At 36.9% G+C, this 19,909-nt stretch carries 15 protein-coding genes; 6 read left to right on the top strand and 9 right to left on the bottom strand.

Annotated elements, in window-relative coordinates; translation table 11 throughout:
* Window positions 1–20 precede the first annotated feature (20 nt).
* Both D0T08_RS01365 and D0T08_RS01360 read right to left on the bottom strand, forming a co-directional pair.
* Window positions 21–1,718, bottom strand: coding sequence for a hypothetical protein (locus D0T08_RS01365; RefSeq protein WP_116980769.1), 1,698 nt, complete (start codon window positions 1,716–1,718; stop codon window positions 21–23).
* A gap of 3 nt (window positions 1,719–1,721) precedes the next feature.
* Window positions 1,722–3,818: an OmpA family protein gene (locus D0T08_RS01360; protein WP_116980768.1), complete on the bottom strand. Its 2,097-nt coding sequence runs from the start codon at window positions 3,816–3,818 to the stop codon at window positions 1,722–1,724.
* A 265-nt stretch (window positions 3,819–4,083) separates the two neighbouring features.
* On the opposite strand from D0T08_RS01360, the gene D0T08_RS01355 reads away from it, so the two are divergent.
* Window positions 4,084–4,404 (top strand): c-type cytochrome, encoded by a 321-nt coding sequence (locus tag D0T08_RS01355; RefSeq protein WP_116980767.1) that lies wholly within the window; start codon window positions 4,084–4,086, stop codon window positions 4,402–4,404.
* Between the two features lie 85 nt (window positions 4,405–4,489).
* Here D0T08_RS01355 and D0T08_RS01350 read toward each other — a convergent pair whose 3' ends face one another.
* On the bottom strand, window positions 4,490–6,352 hold the full coding sequence (locus D0T08_RS01350) for a CocE/NonD family hydrolase (protein ID WP_116980766.1): 1,863 nt from the start codon (window positions 6,350–6,352) through the stop codon (window positions 4,490–4,492).
* Window positions 6,353–6,645: 293 nt separating this feature from the next.
* Here D0T08_RS01350 and D0T08_RS01345 point away from each other — a divergent pair, with 293 nt between their 5' ends.
* Both D0T08_RS01345 and D0T08_RS01340 read left to right on the top strand, forming a co-directional pair.
* Window positions 6,646–6,894, top strand: coding sequence for a NifU family protein (locus tag D0T08_RS01345; RefSeq protein WP_116981475.1), 249 nt, complete (start codon window positions 6,646–6,648; stop codon window positions 6,892–6,894).
* Between the two features lie 129 nt (window positions 6,895–7,023).
* Complete coding sequence (locus D0T08_RS01340; RefSeq protein ID WP_116980765.1) at window positions 7,024–8,793, top strand: D-alanine--D-alanine ligase; 1,770 nt, start codon at window positions 7,024–7,026, stop codon at window positions 8,791–8,793.
* A gap of 67 nt (window positions 8,794–8,860) precedes the next feature.
* On the opposite strand, the gene D0T08_RS01335 is transcribed toward D0T08_RS01340, so the two are convergent.
* The 3 genes from D0T08_RS01335 to D0T08_RS01320 form a co-directional block, all read right to left on the bottom strand.
* The gene (locus D0T08_RS01335) at window positions 8,861–9,193 is read right to left on the bottom strand and encodes a LytTR family DNA-binding domain-containing protein (RefSeq protein WP_116980764.1); all 333 of its coding nucleotides are present in this window, start codon (window positions 9,191–9,193) and stop codon (window positions 8,861–8,863) included.
* A 176-nt stretch (window positions 9,194–9,369) separates the two neighbouring features.
* On the bottom strand, window positions 9,370–9,705 hold the full coding sequence (locus tag D0T08_RS01330) for a LytTR family DNA-binding domain-containing protein (protein ID WP_116980763.1): 336 nt from the start codon (window positions 9,703–9,705) through the stop codon (window positions 9,370–9,372).
* Window positions 9,706–10,569: 864 nt separating this feature from the next.
* The gene (locus D0T08_RS01320) at window positions 10,570–11,916 is read right to left on the bottom strand and encodes a tetratricopeptide repeat protein (RefSeq protein ID WP_116980761.1); all 1,347 of its coding nucleotides are present in this window, start codon (window positions 11,914–11,916) and stop codon (window positions 10,570–10,572) included.
* Window positions 11,917–12,171: 255 nt separating this feature from the next.
* Between D0T08_RS01320 and D0T08_RS01315 the strand changes: the two genes are divergently transcribed.
* On the top strand, window positions 12,172–12,780 hold the full coding sequence (locus tag D0T08_RS01315) for an OmpA family protein (protein ID WP_116980760.1): 609 nt from the start codon (window positions 12,172–12,174) through the stop codon (window positions 12,778–12,780).
* Between the two features lie 81 nt (window positions 12,781–12,861).
* On the opposite strand, the gene D0T08_RS01310 is transcribed toward D0T08_RS01315, so the two are convergent.
* From D0T08_RS01310 to argS, 3 genes are all read right to left on the bottom strand, one after another.
* On the bottom strand, window positions 12,862–13,743 hold the full coding sequence (locus D0T08_RS01310) for a 1,4-dihydroxy-2-naphthoate polyprenyltransferase (RefSeq protein ID WP_116981474.1): 882 nt from the start codon (window positions 13,741–13,743) through the stop codon (window positions 12,862–12,864).
* Between the two features lie 79 nt (window positions 13,744–13,822).
* Window positions 13,823–14,425: a glutathione peroxidase gene (locus D0T08_RS01305; protein ID WP_116980759.1), complete on the bottom strand. Its 603-nt coding sequence runs from the start codon at window positions 14,423–14,425 to the stop codon at window positions 13,823–13,825.
* 39 nt (window positions 14,426–14,464) lie between these two features.
* A complete protein-coding gene (gene argS / locus D0T08_RS01300; protein WP_116981473.1) occupies window positions 14,465–16,240 on the bottom strand; it encodes an arginine--tRNA ligase in 1,776 nt (591 codons plus the stop codon).
* A 347-nt stretch (window positions 16,241–16,587) separates the two neighbouring features.
* Between argS and D0T08_RS01295 the strand changes: the two genes are divergently transcribed.
* Together D0T08_RS01295 and D0T08_RS01290 are read left to right on the top strand one after the other, a co-directional pair.
* Window positions 16,588–18,120: an SBBP repeat-containing protein gene (locus tag D0T08_RS01295; protein WP_116980758.1), complete on the top strand. Its 1,533-nt coding sequence runs from the start codon at window positions 16,588–16,590 to the stop codon at window positions 18,118–18,120.
* 204 nt (window positions 18,121–18,324) lie between these two features.
* Window positions 18,325–19,776, top strand: coding sequence for a hypothetical protein (locus D0T08_RS01290; RefSeq protein WP_147322684.1), 1,452 nt, complete (start codon window positions 18,325–18,327; stop codon window positions 19,774–19,776).
* Window positions 19,777–19,909: the final 133 nt, after the last annotated feature.

Here is a 19,909-nt window from a genome sequence, read left to right as displayed (position 1 = left end):
GATTATAATTCTACAGAAATTTACCAGTTTTGCTTAGGTTTTTCTTTCTGTACTGCTTGAATATTGATTGATTGATTTGTCCACGTAACAATAGGTCTCTCATTTTCTATACGAATAATGCCTATCTGATATGCGCCCGATTGAATATAAAATTTAGTAAAATCACACACAAAGCTACCGAGGTTCAGTTGATTTCTGAAAAGAAATCCGATATTAATATAATCTTTTAATGGAATGGTGCTGGCAGTAATGGTTCTGGATGGAAACAAATAGATATTCTGAGCAGAACGTAAGGCTATGTATTGTCCAGCATCAGCCAAACTTATATCAAGCTTCCCAGCCTGTTTATCAGTTAATATAAACCCTACCTGATTCTCAACAATATTAATTTTTGTTTTTACTGAATCTTCCGATTTTAATAATGTAGGCATCAAGGCATCATAAAAAGCCGAGGCAGGTTGTTGCAATTGGGCATATATACCACTTGTTGGCATTTCTTTATCACTGTGCTGTATTTTAAACTGGTCAGTAATGCGTTCATGTCTTAAATGACTCACATGCTGAAATTCAGCCAGATAAGTATAGAGGTTGAAGCAAATGCTCAATATAATAGCTACTGTAATAGTCCTCTGCTTTCTTTCGTTGATTACTGAGTTAAGAATAATCAGATAGCAAATACTGAGTATCAACACCGAATTGATTTTGTATTTACTTGTCAGTAAAACCTCAATACCATAAGAAATGCGACCAATGACAATGCCGACACAGGTTATTCCTAAAAACACCAGACAGCTTAGGAGGAATAAGTCATTGTTTCGTTGGTTGATGTCGTATTTTCTGAATAATACCTGAAAACTGAATAAAGCAATAATTATAAGCATAATAATACCAGTAGCCATTGATAGGTCAAGGTGCTTATTAGGAGCTATAAATGAAACATCAACGGCATTGCCAATTACTGCCAATATCCCTTTTAAAAGGAGATCGGGTGAGGAAAAGTCGACTTTAGCCGCTTTATCAGGTGATGTTTGGTATTGGAAAAAATAGATGAATAAAAATAATGCTGATGTTATGCCCCAAATGGTAAGTTCACGATAGCGCTTCTGAAATAGCAAAATACTTAATCCAATTATTGGAATCAGGATGCCATTGCTACTTGTAAAAACACCTAAGAAACTAAAAGCAATAGCCAGGTAAAAGTAGGTTTTAGCAGGTTTCCCAAATGAAAAAATAAGAAAATATAGAGTGGCAAAGGCTAGCAAAATTACCCAGAAATTCTGCACAGAAGCCATCCCCCAGAACACATTTTCATATAACCCAGTATTGAAAATTAAATAACCTAAAGGGACTAAAGCCAATAACTCCAGATTATTGCGGAGACTGAACCGATAGAAAATAAATAAGATACCCACCAGGCTTAAATTTCCTAACAACATTAGCGCTTTTAAATCTAAAGTACCTTTTATTGAATAGATGAAAAGAGCGAGTAGACGAGTAAGAAAAATGCGATGTTCGTTATGCTGAGCAAAAAGAATGCTGATTTTGTTGAAGAAAGAGTCTGTTGTCAGAAAATCAGCTAATGAGTTTCTAACAGCTAAATCGTCCCAATGAGGAATGTTAATAGCATATTTCTGAAAAATATATCCAAAAAGCGCAAGCGGAATCAGTATCAGGCAAAACGTGAACGCTCTGCGAACCAATAAATTTCTTAGTAGCATTGATTACAATTTCAAAATCGAAAATTCGACTCTACGATTTTTCTTTCTCGTTTCCTCAGTAGCATTGCTGGCAATAGGTCTTGATGGCCCCCAACCCTTGGTCTGTATATGACTACCATTTATACCTCCCTTTTCCACCAGATATTTCTTTACCTCATTAGCTCTTTCCTGAGAGAGCTTTACGTTCAGCATCAGGTTATCGTCTGCACCGTCAGTATGCCCTTCAATCATTACTTCCATTGTTGGGTATTCCTTCATCAGTTCGATGATTCTGTTCAGCTCTGGGTAAGAGGGTGGTAAAATATCATATTTACTCTGGTTAAAGAAGAGATTATTCAGTATAATCGTCTGCCCTTCTTTGACTGGGATCAGGCTGATATTCCGTCTGATTTCTCTGAAACGACTGTCTTTAGTTAAATCAATATTGTCACTTACAGCTATAAAACCTTTTTTAGAAGCACTCAAACTGTAATTTTTCTTCAAAGGTACAACAAATTTGTATTCGCCTGTCTCCGGATCAAACTCTGATACAATTTTATCTTTCTTATCTTTATTTGTCGTATCATTCAAAGCTTCCAGCAATACATCCGCTGCAATCGGTTTTTTATCAAGCGCATTAATGACTGTTCCTGAAATAATAGCTACAGGGTCTGGTTTAATTGATGGAAAAAGTTTGATTCTGAAAATATCTTCTGCACCCATCGACCTTTCTTCTGAGCTCAGATACGCGTATTCACCAGAGGCAGGAATAGTAAAATAACCATCCCATTTAGCTGTATTAATCAATGACCCTAAGTTTTCAGGTTCACTCCACTTGGTCCATGTACTATCTAAGCGGCGACTCAGAAAAATATCATTATCCCCATATCCCGGAAATCCAGCCGTTGAAAAGTAAATCGTTTTTGAATCAGCGGCTACAAAAGGGCCTCCCTCATCTTCTACTGTATTAATGTTACTACCCATATTTACGGGTTTCGACCATGTGCCATTTTCATTCAAAAACGATACATATAAATCCTTACCTCCCCGGGTATCATTTCGTTTACAAGCAATAATCATTACCTTATTGTTTGGTGCCAGCGAAAATTCGGTATAAGAAGCATTATTATAATAATCTGTAATCTTTACTTCTTTCGGAAATTCCCAACCTGTGCGCGTCTTTTTGGATTTAGAAAGACCCGGGCGATGTGAACCATCTGGTTGATAAGTATTTAATAGAAAAACCGTTTTACCATCGGCCGAAATCGTACTTACCGCATTGTGTTCTTCGGTGTTGATAGGGGTTTGTACATTCTCTGCTTCACCCCATGTGCCATCTGACTGCATTTTTGAAATCCAGACATCCTGCTTTTTTTCTCTGCCCATATTGCCATTATGCCCCTGTCTTGTAAAAAATAACGTTTTGCCATCAGGAGTAATGATTGGGGCTACTTCCCGCTCTTTAGAGTTAACCCCCTTTCCTAAATTCTCTTTAATAATCTCTTTAGGCATATTTTTAGACAGATTGATTTTGGTTTCGTAAGGCGTAGACAACGCTGACATACCGATGGCATCAATCTGATTATAGCCCGGTACCCGTGAGGGTGAAAGAACTATCTTAATAGCATGTACTGAATAAGCAGTTTGCGGAATAACAATGTTCCACATACGGCCTGGTATTTTGGGTACATCATTTACGTTTTCGTGTATCAAATGTTCGGTATCGGTTGAATCATAGGCAAATACCCTGATAATAGCGCCCGGATTATGGTTTTCACCGATAGAGACCTGTTTGATTTTCATAGGTTTTTCGAACCCTACTTTTATCCACTCGTCGCCATTAGTATCGGCTCCTGCCGGAGACCAGGCGGCTTTAGAGTCACCAGTTTGAGGTAGCTTACTAGGACTCCCTAAAACCTGAACAGCTCTGAATTCAAGTCCCTGATTGGTCGGGTCAGTACGTTCAGAAGAAAACCCAATGACTTTATTGGCCCACTGTATCAATTGGGCAGATGTATTAAAAGAGTTAAAAAACAGCAAGAAGATAACCCCAAAACCTGCCAGCTTTTTTCGAAGAAACAGGAATCTTTTTATAGTTTTTAGGGTGGTTAATACGTTCATACAATTTAAATACTTTTGCAATAGCGGATATTCGCTTGTAATTAAACGAAAGTAAAAGAAAATTATTAAACTTTCAAGCAAACAAACCTTAGTAATGTTTGGAAAAAATGCTTTAGGTCAGGAGTAAAACTCATTTAACTTTTCATTAACAAAATAATGTATTAAAAATTTAACAAATATTTTCATTCTAACGTTTTGTTTACGTATTTAGCGGAAGATTTTCCTCCTCGACTTAAGTATTATTTTTAATCTTTATAAGTAAACAATGAAAAAAACATTCTTGACCGTTGCCGTTGTACTTGGAATAGCTTCGGTATCGAAAGCCCAAACCAAAATCCCTCCTGACGTAGAAAAGTTATTGCAAAAAAATACCTGTTTGGCTTGCCATAAAGTAGATACTCGTTTAGTAGGGCCTGCTTACAAGGAGGTAATGAAGAAGAAAAGATATAAACCAGAACAAATAGTTGAATTGATTTATAAACCAAATCCGGCTAACTGGGAAGGTTATCCTCCAATGGCTCCAATGACACAAGTTCCAAAAGACGAGGCATTGAAAATTGCAAAATGGATTACTACATTGAAGTAATCTTTGGTTAATTCAACGACAGTTATATAAAATAAAACCCCTCTATTGGCTTTGGCTAATAGAGGGGTTTTGTTTTAATAGGTTTTTATTCAAGCACCCTGACTTTCAAGTGACTGGCATTTTTCTTTTCATGATAAATAGTATGCGTGGCAGTCTGAAAATCCGAATAGTCGGCAAAATGAATATTTGGTAAAAATTTCTGTGGATTACGGTCGATAATCGGGAAGAATGTGCTCTGAATCTGAACCATTATACGGTGTCCTTTCTGGAATGTATGCAGTACATCCTGTAATTCGAATGAGACATCTTCTATCTTATTAGGCTTAAATGGTACAGGAGTTTCAAAGCTTTTACGGAATTTACCGCGCATAGCCTCACTTCTCACCATTTGCTGATAGCCGGCCATTTTCATCTTTTTATCAGTATTCGCATTATCCTTGGCATCGTCAGGATATACATCAATCACTTTTACAATAAAATCAGCATCGGTACCTGTGATAGCTACTTTCAGGTTAGCCCAGATATTACCTGCCAGTGTCACATCTTTATCTAGAATATCAGTCTGGAAAGTCAATACATCCGGACGACGGCTGGCATGACGTTGGTCATCTACCATATACTCACGTGGCATGCCTGATGTAATATAATCTGATGATGGTACAGGTTTGCTTGGGTCTGAAACATAAGAAGTCATACTCTTTTTCTCATCTGGCTCGCTGAATGATAATTTGCCATTTGCCCCAAAATACAGATTTCTTTCTTTAGCTACTTTAGGAGGCCATTCTGTAAAATTACGCCATTTATTAGTACCAGTTTCATACATCAGAGCCTCTGCAAAAACATTATCGCCTTGTCCTTTCAGGTAATAATTAAAGAATTTACGTTCGATATTTTCTCTGTAGTACAAACTGGTTTTTTGACCGAAATTCACATTGCCCAGTATATCGCCATCACCTCGTGCCCAACCTCCATGCACCCAGGGGCCGACTACAAAAATATTATTGATACCTGGATTCTTCTGTTCGATTGACTGATAGGTTTTGAAAGTACCATATAAATCTTCAGCATCATACCAGCCACCAACAACCATGACGGCATGTTTAATGCCATTATGGTGATTCAAGATATTGCGGGCTTTCCAGAATTCATCGTAATTCGGATGTTCAAGATTAGCCCGCCAGTAAGGGTCTTTGCCAAGGCTTTCGGTATAATTCAATGAGTTTTTGATAGGGCCTAGATTCAGATAAAATTTATAGCCATCAGGTGTACCAAAATCAAACCGTTTGCCGGGAGACTGAGTTGGTTTAGTATCTGTCCGATTAGTAAAACTAGGGTAAAAACCTAAGTTATGGGGCAACATAAAAGCACCGTTATGGTAGCTATCATCACGCCATAAATCAGCCATTGGCGCTTGTGGAGAAGAGGCCACTAAAGCCGGGTGGGTCGACATTAAACCAGCAGAGGCATAGAAACCCGGATAGCTAATACCCCACATGCCTACTTTGCCTGAATCATAAGAAAGGTTTTTTATAAGCCAATCTATCGTATCATATGTGTCAGTCGATTCGTCAATAGCAGTATTGCCGCTCTTATTATCTAAATGCGGGCGCATTTCTACAAATTCTCCCTCTGACATCCACCGTCCGCGAACATCCTGATAAACAAATATGTAGCCATCGTGCATAAGTTCAGCACTTGGTCCTACCAGTGTTTTTAATTTGCCCTCGCCATACGGAGCAACAGAATAAGGAGTACGTTGCAATAGAATCGGGTAGTTTTTTGTAGAATCTTTGGGTAAGTAGAGAGAAGTAAACAGACGAACACCATCACGCATGGTTATATATAGTTCTCGTTTTTTATAGTTGTCACGAACATAATCGGCATCAGCATTCTGGGCAAAAGTCAGGCCCGAACACAAGAGTAAACAGATAAGAATAAAGCTACGCATCGTTTGTTGATTGTTTGGAGGAAAATAGATTTATGAAATGAATGTTTTGGCATTAATTCAGATTCGTAAATATAGTAAAGAATACAGGTTTGTATCAATTCCATTGGAGCCATTTTTAAATCGTCGTTACAAATAAACTTGTATAGTAAAATTTTGTTAACTACTAAGTTGTTTCAATGGACGATTTTTAAAATTGTTCCGCAATGGAATTGATGCATAATTATTTGAACTTTTTTAATATTTTTTTACTTTTGTATATAGAAAAAATCCTAAAGGAGGGATTTGGCTTTAATATGGAAAATTTAATAGAAAGAGTAGAAACTGCTTTAAACACAGTAAGACCTTATTTACAAACCGATGGTGGTAATGTGAAAGTGATAGAGATTACTGATGATTATACTGTGAGACTTGAATTGATGGGTGCTTGTGGTTCATGCCCTATGTCTTCTATGACTTTTAAGGCAGGTTTAGAAGAAGCCATTTTAAAGGCTGTACCCGAAATACGCAAAGTAGAAGCATTGAACCTGACACCTGCTTTTTAATAGGTGTAAGAATTGACAAATAGCTAAAAATATAGTGCCACTTGTATCTACAAGTGGCTTTTTTATTTATCTTGCACGCAAATTAGTTTTCGCATACTACGCACAATAAACTATCAGCTATCTTACATAATGGTAAACAAGATCAGAGTCGGGATTTTCTTTGGTGGACAAGCCAGAGAGAGAGAAATATCATACTTAGGGGGGAAAACAGCCTTTGAGCACATCGACAAGGCTTTATTTGAACCTGTTCCGATATTTGTAGATAGCTTGGGGCATTTTATTCAAATTAACCCCGAACTGCTCTACGAAGAATCTATTCGTGACTTTTTTCCATCAAAAAATCTCAATCGCGGGTTCAGGGTGTATATCGAATCCTTAGGAGAGCTGAATGAAACCCAACTCTACAAGCTCATTTATAAAGTAGGAAAGCAGGTTCAACCAACTGATTTTCCTCAGATTATGGATTTCGCTTTTACTATTATGCATGGCCCACAGGCTGAAGATGGCAGTGTGCAAGGTTTATTAGAATGGTATGGTATCCCTTATATGGGCCCGGGTCTGATGGGTTCTGCAGTAGGTATTGACAAACCGATGCAAAACAAACTGATTTCCTTAGTAACGGGTCAGAAGAAAAAGTCAGTGACTTTTACCCGTGAAGAATGGACAGTGGCCGACCGCTCAAAATTGTTTACAGATTTGATTAATAATATAGGCTTCCCATTTGTCGTAAAAGCACCACATCAGGGTTCTTCTATTGGGGTAGCTATCGTCAGAAAAAGAAGTTTAGAGGAGTTTACACGGGCGGTCAACCAATGCTTTTTTGAAGTAACTTTCAAGAAAAGTGAATGGGAGAAAATGACCGAGCGCCAGAAACGCCACATGATGGAGAAGACTTCGAATTTGGATGAGGGTATTGGTTTTCCAGTGATGGTGAATGGTAAAATACTAGCTCACCCTGCCGACTTAATGGAGGAACTGGACGCTGTTTTATTTACTTCTGAAACCGTAACAGTCGTATCTGCTCATGCAGAAGACTATGTGATGATTGAAGAATTTGTAGTGGGGCAGGAGTTTTCATGCGGGGTTATTCAGCAGGATGATGGTAAAGCCATAGCCTTACCACCGACCGAAATTTACGGAGAGATACAAACTTTCGACTTTAAGTCTAAATACAAATCAAACGTGACCAAAAAGCGGATTCCGGTTGATACCAGTCTTGAGAATCTGCATAAAATACATGAAAGCTTATTGAAGACTTTCACTACACTGGGCTTTTGTGTGGTAACTCGCATTGACGGTTTCCTTACGCCTGATAGCAGGGTATTATTACACGATCCAAATACCATTCCCGGTATGTCGCCATCGTCTTTGATATTTAAACAAATGGCTGAGATAGGATTGACAGTCACCCAATCGATTACTTATTTTATTCGTCAGTCTATCCGCGAGCGTATCAGAAGTGGTAAAAATACCGTGCAATTCCGTCAACTTTTAGAAAGACTGGATGGGATGATTAATGAACGTACTAATAGTACTCGTAAGAAAGTAGCCGTTGTGTTTGGTGAGTCTGACGACCAATACAAAATAGCGCAAAAGAAAATGGGAGAGTATTCGTCTTCACCTGTTTATGAACCAGTACCTGTATGTGCTGCTCGTAACGGACAGATGTATAGGATTCCTGTTAACTTGATGTTTAAGGCTGATATTCAGGATTTTGGACAAGCGATTGGTAAACCAAAACACCCGTTTATTATTGAGATAATAGAGAAAGCTAAAAGCATTACCAAGAAGTATGCGGGAAGCTTTGATACACAAATGAAGAAGCTTTCAGAAGCTGAATTGGCAGAAAACGTTCAATTTATCTATCAATGTGATTCAGAAACTCTGATTGAGTTATAAAGATATAATGCTATACATAAGAAAGCAGCCGGTTGGAATTAACAGGCTGCTTTCTTATATATAATATCTACGCCGCTGATAAACGCTCTTTTAGTTCATTCCTCTTTCTGCGAGAAATTTTAATAGCAATATTCTTTTGAGACAGGATCTGATTATTAGTTAATAAAGAACTGTCTGCATAGCTCATATTCAATAAGAAACTTTTATGGATACGCATAAAACCATGGTCTTTCAATAAAGACTCTACTTTCTTTAATGTAAGGGCAATTAATAAAGGACTTTTTTCTTTCAAATGAACAATAGTATAATTAATGTTCCCCTCCAGAAGTAATATCTCGTTGATACAAACTTTTGTTTTTTTGTTGAAAAAGACCATTGAACTGGTCGGAAGCTGAGTCATAGCATAAGTGTGTTAAGTCACAATAGCAGTAAATATACTACTAATTGCTGAAGAAACAATACTTATTCAGCTTTACGAATAAAGATATTTAAAGAGAGAGAGTTTAACAGATTCAAGGTAAATAATAGGTTAAATTTCGGATACAGAATTAACCTATTATTCACTGATTCTTGCATTTACTTTTGTTTCTTTAAATTCTTCCTTAAAGTACTCCTTTTTCTACGGGAAACTTTTATTGATACATTACCCGGGAAATTAATAGTTTCGTTTTTTAAAAGAGCGGAATTGGCATAGCTGAGGTTGATAAGGAATTTCTTGTGAATGCGAAGAAACCCATGCTCTTCAAATAATGACTCAATTTTTTTAAGAGTAACAGCTATCATTAAAGGTGCTTTTTCTTCAAAATGAATTTTGATATAATTAACATCGGCTTCCACCAATGTTATTTCGTTGGCATATACCATTGTTCTTTTGTTAAGAAAAATAACGGGATTAGGTAAAGGAGTAGTCATAGTAAAAGTGTTTTAGGTAAAAATCAGGTATAAAAAGGCATATCTATTCTGTGCCATGTAGCAAGAAAATAGATTTGAGTTTATAAGAAGTGGGAGAGACTAACGACCCATAGGTTCAATACGGCATGCATTAACCAATGCTTTTCCGATTGAAGGGAACAACAGTTTTAAGCAGGTATTTAGTCATAGAAAAGTTATTTGATAACAATACTACTAAAATTGCATGAAATTATCAAACGGTATCAGTTTATTTTTTAACCAACTAATATTATTCCTTTTTAAAATCGGAGAATGGCTTTACGAGTGAATAGAAGTATGCTCGTGGGCTTTATTCAGAATATCAGTAGATAAATCTGAAAGCTAAAGAAATTTGTAGTGTAAGTAATATTATTTAATCACTTGAGAGGGAGTCTTTCAGAAGTTTAGTCTTTTCGCCATTTCCATCAGATATCCAAACATTTGATGGTTTAAAGGAACCTTAGTCATTAATATTAATTCCAGAGTAGATGATTTTCTGGTTCATCTTGCCTACACCCTCAATAAATCGATAAGAAAGTTCGTTTAAAAAAGAATTCTTTCTGAATCAGTTGTTCCTGCTGGGGAAAACCTCGAACTGAAATAAAAAATAACAGGCATAAAAGGATTCCGTAGTGCCAGGTAAAAATAGTTTTATGGAATTTTGAAGGAAAAGTAACAGGCAGTAAATATTTAGTCATTTTGGGTAGCTTAACATTTAATAATCAATTATACAGTAAATTTCTGTGATTAATATGATTTCTGTTAAAGAATCATTTGAAAAAGCCTTCAAAATTAAAAGCCCCACCAAAAGGCAGGGCTAAATGATACTTTAATAAGCAAAAAATCTTAGTTACAATATTCGCGTATTACATTGTAAGCGGCTGAATATCCTAATTCTCCGGCACGGCTTAAATCGTAGCAGCCACCGTTTTCATCGCCTAAAGCGTGTTTGATGATTCCTCTTACATAGAAAGCTTCGCTATATTTAGGATTTAATTTAATAGCGTTTGAACAATCTTGTAAGGCTTCCTTTTGTGCACCAGTTGATGAGCGTACAAACCCACGATAGAAATAAGCTTCGGCATATGTAGGGTTCAATTCAATTGATTTGTTCAAATCTGTAATAGCCCCCTTAGCATCACCATTTTTGAATTTGGCTACACTACGGCTATAATAAGCTTCGGAGCGGTCGTCTGAAAACTCATTGATTTTACCTTTTTCCTGAACTACATTACGCAATTCATCTAGGATGTTTTTATTGATACGTCCGCTATAAACTACTTTCGAATCAATATTTACATTATTGATTTCGATAGCTTTAGTCAGGTCATTAATAGCATCTTTCTGGTTATTTAATTTACTGTTAGCAAAACCACGTCCATAGAAAGCTCTTACATTTTGTGGGTCAAGTACAATGGCTTTGTCGTAATCACTAATGGCTCCTCTGAAATCGTCAATTTTAGTTTTGCTGAAACCACGGTTGTATAATGACTCACCATCTTCAGGATTCAGTTTAATAGCTTCATCAAAATCTTTAATGGCTCCTGTAAAGTCATTGATCCGCAAACGGCTGAAACCACGGCTGGCAAAAGTCTGTGAACGCTTAGGGTTCATGTCGATTGCCTTAGTAAAATCAGCAATACTGCCTTGAAAATCTTCTAAACGTGATTTGCAGGCGCCACGAGAATAATATGCCTGAAATTTATTGATATCTTCTGTATTTACTTCAATCACTTTGCTGAAATCCTGAATAGCACGGCGGTAATCCAATAGTTTGGCTCTAGTGGTGCCTCTAGCCAAATAAGCAAGGGCATCTTCAGGACTCAATTCAATGGTACGATTATAATCTTGTAAGGCGGATCTATGGTCATCCTGTTCACCTTTACTTTTGCCCCGATATAGATAGGCTAAAGAATTTTTAGGGTCAAGATCAATAGTTTTATCAAAATCAAGAATTGCCCCACGGTGGTCTTTTAGTTGTTGTTTAGCCAACCCACGGTTGAAATAGCTGCTTGGATTGTCTGGATTCATAGCGATAGCTGTGCTATAGGCTTGGGAAGCACCTACAAAGTCGCCGGCTTTACTTTTGTTGACACCAATATCAAAATACTCAGAGGCAGTCTGCTGTGCATAAGTTTGAGACACACATAAAACTGCTATTAGGAAGCATAAGGAGAAAAAACGGTTTTTCATAGAGAGTTTAAGCGTTTTGGAGGAAGTAATTACGATGCGATTGAACATAATTTGAACAACAAAGATAAATTTTAAAGGGCTTTACTCAATGAATTTTCTGAAAAGAATTTGTTAAGAATACCACTTAATCAGCAAAACTTAAATTTTATCGGTAAATACTTGCAATTTTCAATTGTTTTTTAGCAATTTTACTTTAATTTAAGTTTTGCCCAGTGCAGAACTCCTTACTTACGTTGCTAAAAATTTCCTAAAATCATGAAAGTACTCCGTCTTTTGTCAGGCGTGGCTATTGTTATAGTGTTATTCGCCTCATGCAATTCAGCCAAAAAAACTTCACAAGACACAGCGAGTGGTCGTAAAAAAGACCCGGAAGCAGCAGATGCAGCTTCAAAAATTGCCAAGATGCTTGACAAACTATCTACTGATTTAGTCAGCGCTACTACAGGTAAAGCAGAGGTTTTCCGAACAGGAGAAGGGATTAATATTACCTTTCAACCGGATTTTTACTTTGAGTCAAACTCAGAGCAACTGACACCTGATGCCAAGAATTTATTGAATGAGGTATCAGGTGTTTTAAATCGATATCCTTATACAGAGGTATTTATTGAAGGACATGCTGATAGTAGTGGTAATCAGTTGAAAAACAAGAAATTGTCAGAAAACCGAGCCAAATCAGTAGCCTTATATATGAAATCGCAGGGATTAGTATCAGATAGGCTGGCAATTGCCGGATATGGAGCTACTCGACCGGTAGAAAGCAATGAAACACCAGAGGGTCGTCGCAAAAACAGACGTGTATTGGTAAAAATCAGAGCTAACGAAAAGAAATTTTTAGCATCTAAAATTCAGGTTGCAAGTAAATAGTTTATTTTTGAGGTTTTAATCTAAAAGAAGCTGCCCTTTTGAGGCAGCTTTCTTCATATAATCCGGTAAAGGTTCAATTTCTTACAAAAGCAACTGCCCAATACCAAATAATAACACAAATGCCAGAGTAGAAAGAGACATTTGCTTCAACATTGGGTCTGGATTTGGAAGTTTTGATACCTTAATACCATTAATGAAGAACAACGGGAAACAAAGCACATAAAGAATGGCATATTGCTCTTTTAAAAGGCTGAAAATTAATATACTAACCATGCCTGCAATCAACAGAAACCAATGATATTTGATGGCAGTTTCCCGTCCTAAACGGGCAGGAATAGTCTTTTTACCCGCACGGGTATCAGACTCAATATCTCTGATATTATTGATGTTTAATACCCCAGTGGCAAAGAAACCACAGCTTAAGGCAGGAAGAAGATTAACCCAATCGAAAGTTTTGGTATATAAATAATTACTGCCCAATACGCCAACCAATCCAAAAAATATTAATACAGATATGTCCCCTAAGCCTGCGTAACCATAAGGCTTTTTGCCTGCAGTATAGGTATAAGCAGCTAGCATACAAAGTAAACCAAGCCCCAAAAAGCCCCAGAATTGATTGGCAGATGCACCTCTGAACGCAAAATATAAAAGTGATATGCCAAAACCCAAACAGATGATAGCCAATACTATAATGCCGTTAAGCATTTGCTTGGGTGTAATAGCCCCAGATTGCACCGCTCTTTGCGGACCAACACGTCCGGCTAAATCTGCACCATTCTGGGTATCGCCATAATCATTGGCGAAGTTTGAGAGTACTTGCAAGGCTATGGTAGTGAGGCAACAGAAAGCGAAAATAAGCCAGTTGAATTGTCCGGCAGAAGCAGCCAGAAAACTGCCCATCAGAATACTTGACAGTGATAAAGGTAATGTTCGGGGGCGGGCAGCAGAGAGCCAGTTTTTCATGATACAAGCATATAAAATGACAACAGCGTGAAAGAACATTCACGCTGTTGCAAAATTACACAAATGTGTTGCAATATTATTAAATTCCAACGGCTTTCTTAAACTCTTCGTTAGCAGGAGTTACTTTAGAGTTGAAGAAATTAGTCAATTCACCTTTTTCGTTGATTACATATTTACAGAAATTCCAGGTTGGTGCGCTATCATTCCATCCGTTCAAATCTTTGTGGCTCAACCATTTGTACAATGGGTGTTGGTCTTCTCCCAAAACACTCACTTTCTCTAGCATCTGGAATGTTACGCCATAGTTCTTTTCGCAGAAAGTAGCGATTTCTTCGTTAGAACCCGGTTCTTGAGATTTAAAGTTGTTGGCCGGAATACCCAAAACCACAATCTTGTCACCATATTGTTTATGAAAAGCCTGCCAGTCGGCATATTGTGGTGTAAATCCACATTTAGATGCTACGTTCAATACCACAACTTTTTTGCCTTTATATTTGCTAAAATCGATGGTTTGTTTGCCATCAAGCGATTTCAACGAATAATCATAAAACGAACCTTTTGCCTCCGCTGATGCCGGACGTCCTAGTCCCTTACTAGAGTAAATATTACTGATAGTACGGAAACTCATAACTCCGACAATAGTGATAAGGGCTAATGATGCTAAAATGAGTGTCTTTTTCATTGGTTTGAATTATTTAGAACGGATTGAAAGATTTAGGTATTACATTCGGTTCGGTACTTCTATGCCTAATAACGCAGTTGCTTTGCGAATTGTTTCCGAAACCGATTTTATTAATGCCAGACGGAATAATTTTTTACCAAGGTCTTCTTCATGCATAACATATACGTTTTGTAGGAATTGATTACCGGATTTAGCTAGTTCATAAACATAATTGGCAATTGCGGATGGTTCATACTCTTCACCTGCTTTCTTAACTGCATTCGGATAATCATTTAAAACGAAAATTAAATCGGACTCATATTTATTAATATCAACAACCTTTACCTTACTACTTGCTTCTAAACCCTGAGAAGCAGCTTTACGTAAAATAGAACAGATACGTGCATGGGTATACTGAATAAATGGCCCTGTATTCCCTTCAAAACTAATTGAATCTGCCGGGTTAAATAGCATTTTTTTCTTCGGATCCACCTTTAATAAAAAGTATTTCAAAGCACCTAAGGCAATCATCCGGAATAAGGCATCAGCTTCTTCTTTCGTAAAATCATCAATCTTGCCACGCTCACGGGTTGTCACTTCGGCTGTTTCTATCATTTCAGCTACCAGATCATCCGCATCTACTACAGTACCTTCACGAGATTTCATTTTGCCTTGAGGTAATTCCACCATTCCGTAGCTCAGGTGATAACAACCATCTGCATAATTGCGACCCAGTTTTTTCATGATAGCAAAAAGTACCTCAAAGTGGTAATCCTGTTCATTACCTACTACCCAGATAGCTTTGCTGATATTATAGTCTTTAAACTTTAAATCGGTGGTACCTAAATCCTGTGTAATATATACCGAAGTACCGTCCGCACGAAGCACCAGTTTCTCATCAAGTCCTTCTTCTTTCAAATCAATCCATACGCTACCATTATCTTTTTTGAAGAAAACGCCATAAGCTAAACCTTCTTCTACAATATCTTTCCCTAATAGATAGGTATTTGATTCATAATAGGTTTTATCAAACGATACACCGATTTTTTGGTAAGTTTCGTTGAATCCTGCAAATACCCAGTCGTTCATTTTACGCCATAGCGCTATTGTTTCTTCATCACCTTGTTCCCATTTAATCAGCATTTCTTGTACGGCTTTCATGGCCGGCGCATTTTTCTTGGCTTCTTCTTCGCTCAAACCGCCTTTCACCAAGGCTTCAATCTCAACTTTATAATGCTTGTCGAAAATAACATAGTATTTACCAGCCAGATGGTCACCTTTTAAGCCAGATGACTCGGGCGTTTCGCCATTACCAAATTGCTGATAAGCCCACATAGACTTACAGATGTGTACCCCACGGTCATTTACCAGACAGGTTTTTACTACATCGTAGCCATTAGCTTCTAATATTCTAGATACCGAAAACCCTAAAAAATTATTTCTTAAGTGTCCTAAGTGCAGTGGTTTATTAGTATTAGGCGATGAATACTCAACCATTACTGATTGGTTATTCTTAGGTAAAACACCGAAGCTTTCTTCGGCTAGAATACCGTTTAATGTATTAAACCATACTTCATCGGCCAAAACCAGGTTCAGAAAGCCCTGAACTACATTATAACTCTTAATATAATTTGTGTTGGTTTTTAGATAATCTGCAATGGCATTGGCAATATCAGCCGGACTTTTTCGGAGTTGTTTTACTAAAGGAAAAACCACATAGGTATAGTTTCCTTCAAAATCACTCTTGGTAGGTTGTAAAACTACTTCTTCTTCAACTTGAAATAGCGCTGATAAGGCTTGCTTGATAGCAGACTTTAATGATGATTCGATATTCATAGATTGTGAAATGCGCTTCTGTCTGAAGCGGATTTTTTCTGCAAAAGTAATGTTTTTTGTGCAAAATAACGTATTCATAAACAAAAAAGTGCGGACTACTGTATACAAAAATGCGTATATTTTTTAACGAATTTTGGACAATTATTAAATAATAGGATTATTAAACAACCAGCCAATATATTAGCATTTATCCATCTATTTACCATCCGATAAAATTCTCTTCTAATGCCTTAAACTCTTATGTACCAACCGATAAAATTATGAAATGATAATTCAAAGATTTTAGAAATGGGGCAAAAACTCACCATAGTTTTGATGAGTTTTTTAATAAAATCTTTTCTAAACTTATGAAATCTCTATTACAAGCTGTTTGTTTTTGTTTACTGAGTTTGTGCAGTTTAGCACAGAATGTTACTATTCTACCCAGTGGTATTACGCCTGCCGGGAGTAGTTGGCCTAGCCTGAGTTATGAGGATATTCTGGCATTACCAGCTCCTCAAAAAGGTAATATGGCTATTGATCTGACTTTTGATTGTCTGCGTTTTTATAATGGCAAAAAATGGGTAAAATTATTAACCGAAACAGATAGCAATATGCCTTCTGTTAAAGCCTGGTCGGAAGGTGGTATAGGTAATGACAGAGGAGAAGCTATAGCTGTAGATAGTTTTGGGAATATCTATGTAACCGGAACTTTTGATAATACCATTACAATTGGTAATACTACCTTTACCGATGGCGGACAAACTGACATTTTTATTGCCAAATATAATAAAAATGGAGAACTGCTTTGGGCGAAAAAAGAGGGGCAATCAGACGCTGAGGGTACTTATGGCATAACAGTGGATGCAAACGGAAATGTATTTATAGCAGGCTATTTTTATAATTCAACAAGTATAGGCAATACTACTTTAACAAGTGCAGGAAATCAGGATTTTTTTGTAGCTAAATATAGTACTAACGGGGTGTTTCAATGGGTACAAAAAGGAGGAGGTAACCAACCAGATTTAATTAGTAGCTTAGTTACAGATGCTAACGGAAACGTATATGTAGGAGGATATTTTAGAAATACAGCTACATTTAATAATATTTCAGTGGTAAGTGAAGGGCTTGATGATATTTTTTTAGCTAAATATGCAAGTACCGGTGATATACAATGGGTACGAAGAGCAGGAGGCCCAAATTCTGATAAATGTGGAAAGATTGCCATTGATATGGATGAAAATATCTATATGACAGGTAGTTTTCAGGGTACAGTCAACTTTGGTAATATTACTATAACGGGTGGTGGATTTGCTGATATGTTTATTGCTAAGTGTAATACAACTACTGCGGCTTGGGAATGGGTAAAAAGGGGAGGAGGAGGAGGAAATGATTATGGAAAAGCTTTAGCTATTTCTGTAACAGGAGATATTATAGTGGCTGGAACTTTTGAGGGGACTGCTACTTTTGGAACTACCACTTTTATAAGTGCTGGTCCATCTGATATTGTTATTGCCAGATATAATAATAATGGCGTGGAGCAATCTTTCAAAAAAGAAGGTGGAACTGGTACTGAAACACCAAAATATCTAGGTATTGATGCCAACGACAATATTTATTTAATCGGAGATTTTTATGGTATTGCAGATTTTTCAGGTATTCCTTTAACAGGCTTTGCAAATTCTATCGATGGATTTATTGCTAAATATAAATCAAATAATACTATACAATGGGCACAAAGATTAGGAGGTTCAACAGAAGAAATTTTAGGAGGGGCAACTGTACAGGCAAATGGAAATATTTACCTGACAGGTTATTTTAATTATGACACAAGCTTTGGAAATATGCCGATAAGTGGTGCCGGCAATCTAGATGTTTTTATTGTAAGAGTAAGAGATTAATATAGATTAATTAAAGTAGAAAAGGGTAATCAAAGGCTTCAGAATTTCTGAAGCCTTTATTTTTTAATCTTTTGGGTAAATAAACAGTTTGGCTTCCTTAAAAAAACAATGTACCAACCAATAAGATTATGAACTGATAATGTAGGCATTTTGAAAAGGACATATAATTTGAAGGTAATTTTGATGAAACCTTATACGAAATTTATGAAATCGCTATTAAAAATTGTTTGTCTCTGTTTTTTAAGTTTGGTCACTTTAGCGCAAAGTGTAACCATTCTACCAGGAGGAATTACTCCTGCAATGGCTGGTAATATTCCATCACTTACTAACGAGCAAATTGAGGCTTTGCCATCACCAAGTATTGGTAGTCTGGCTAATGATTTAACATTCAAATGCTTGCGTTACTATGATGGGAGTAGCTGGGCAAAAGTCTTAACCAATAAAGATTCAAGTCCGGTGGCTGCAGCAGCCTGGGTAGAGAAGGGCTCAGAAATGGAAAGAGGGTATGATATAAAAACAGACGCGAATGGAAATGTTTATTTAACAGGCATTTTTTTTCAGAATCTGACTATCGGTAACCAGACTATCTCAAACAGTGGTGGTGCCGATATTTTTTTGGTAAAATATGACAAAAATGGCAACTTTTTATGGCTAAAAAAGGCAGGCGCCTCAGGCTATGATGTTGTCGAAGAAATAGAGGTAGATGAGAGTGGCAATATATATATGACAGGGAATTTCACTGGTACGACCAATTTTAATAATCTATCACTAACTAGTGGAGGAGTATCAGATGTTTTTCTTGCCAAATATGATACTAACGGTGAAATTGTTTGGGTGCAGAAGGCCGGAGGTGTAAATAGTGATAACGGAAAAAGTTTGTTTCTTGGAAATAATGGAGAAGTATACCTGGTAGGTGATTTTAGTAATGTTGCTTCATTTAACAACACCTCAATTACAAGTGTAGGCAGCACTGATGTATTTATTGCTAAATATGATACTGACGGAGTTTTGGAATGGGTAAAGAGTGCAGGGGGAACAAGTGACGATTCTGTTGAAGGCGTTGCAGTCGATAATACTGGTTGTGTGTATATTATAGGTAATTTTAATAGCACCATGAATTTCGGAAATACTTCCTTAACTAGTGCAGGAAGTTCGGATCTTTTTATTGCCAAATACAATCCAATAAATACTACATGGGTATGGGCAAAACGGGGAGGAGGGACTGGAGGTGACTTTGGAAGAGCTATTATCATTGCTTCAGGTGATAAGATTTTGATTACAGGCACGTTTGAAAATACGGCTACGTTTGAAGGTAAAACAATAATAAGCGAAGGTGACGATGATATTTATATTGCAGAATACTATCCAAGTGGAAATAATAATTGGGTTAGAAGAGAAGGAGGAAAATATTCTGATCATGTTATGAAAATAGGATTAGATAGTGAAAACAATATTTATATAACCGGAGGCTTTTATGGCTTAACTAACTTTGGTAGTACTTGGCTCAGTAACGATGGTTCAAATAATGCATATATTGCTAAACTAAATACCAATGGCACAAGCCAATGGGTTCAAAAAATAGGAGGCAGAGCGAGTATTGATGTATATGGTATGGATGTGGAGGCTAATGGGAATATATATCACTGGAAGGTTTAATGGAGAGCTTAAGTTTGGTAGTAGCTCATTTTCAAGTACAACAGGTACTGATATTTTCGTTGTCAGGGCAAAAGAATAATATTAATTAAAGTAGAAGAGTGTAAACAAAGGTTTTAGAAAGTCTGAAACCTTT

The organism is Emticicia sp. C21 (genome assembly GCF_003418935.1).
Taxonomy (GTDB): domain Bacteria; phylum Bacteroidota; class Bacteroidia; order Cytophagales; family Spirosomataceae; genus Emticicia.
This window is presented reverse-complemented; position numbering and strand designations above follow the sequence as displayed.